Raw genomic sequence first — 921 nt, 5'->3', positions numbered from 1 at the left:
CACCACTGCCCGCCGCCGAACCGGCGGCCGAACCGGCGGCCGCGCTGAGCAATCCGGCGCACTGGCAATGGCCGGACGAAACCGACCTGGGCGCCACCGAGGTGCTGGCCTATCAGGGCCTGTTCCGCCGCTGGGGCCTCGACTACGACCCGCGCAACGCCCAGGTGGTGTGTCGTTTCGCCCGCCAGCACCAGCTCGGCTGCCTGCACCAGCCGGCCAATCTGGACGAGCTGCAGAGGCTCAACCTGCCGGCGGTGATCGGCCTGAGCAACGCCGTCGGCCAGCGCTTTCACGCCACCCTGGTCGGCCTCGACGTCCTCCAGGGCAGCGCCACCCTGGAGGTCGCCGGCGACACCCAGCGGGTCGACCTCGGCGAACTGCGCGAGCTGCTGCAAGGCAACCAGCTGCTGCTTTGGCGCATGCCGCCGGGTTATCAGGAGCCGGTGCGCCCGGAAACCAGCAGCCCGGTGATCCCCTGGCTGGATGCCCGCCTGGCCCAGCTGCAGGGCCGCGCGGCGCCGCCGGTGCCGCGCCAGCATTACGACGAACAGCTGCAGCTACAGGTGCTGGCCTTCCAGCACCACTACCAGCTGGTCACCGACGCGGTGATCGGACCGCAGACCCTGATCCGGCTCGCCGCCCTGACCGAGCCCGGCGTGCCCCTGCTGACCGCGGCCGAAGCGGACTGGGAGTGAGACGCCATGTCCTACATCCTCAATGCCCTGAAACAGTCGGAGAACCAACGCAGCCGCGGCGATATCCCGCACGTGGACACGCAGCAGGAAATCGCCGGCAGCACCTACCGGCCGGCAAAGGGCCGCGGCCTGTGGCGCTGGTGGGCGCTGCTCGCCAGTGCCGCCCTGTTACTGCTCCTGGCCTGGGTGGTGGCCGGCAAGCTCGGCGCGCCGGCCGACGCGCCGC

General features: G+C 71.3%; 1 protein-coding gene and 1 pseudogene. Both read left to right on the top strand.

Annotation, left to right across the window (positions count from 1 at the left end; genetic code table 11):
• Positions 1-695, top strand: a 695-nt coding sequence (locus N878_RS22460; protein WP_021445761.1) for a peptidoglycan-binding protein, incomplete at its 5' end; no start/stop codon positions are given.
• Positions 696-701: 6 nt separating this feature from the next.
• A pseudogene (locus N878_RS22455) lies at positions 702-921 on the top strand (hypothetical protein); the annotation flags it as partial.

This window comes from Pseudomonas sp. EGD-AK9 (genome assembly GCF_000465935.2).
Lineage (GTDB): Bacteria > Pseudomonadota > Gammaproteobacteria > Pseudomonadales > Pseudomonadaceae > Aquipseudomonas.
Note: the sequence above shows the minus strand (reverse complement) of the source record. Positions and strands in the feature narration are given on the sequence as shown.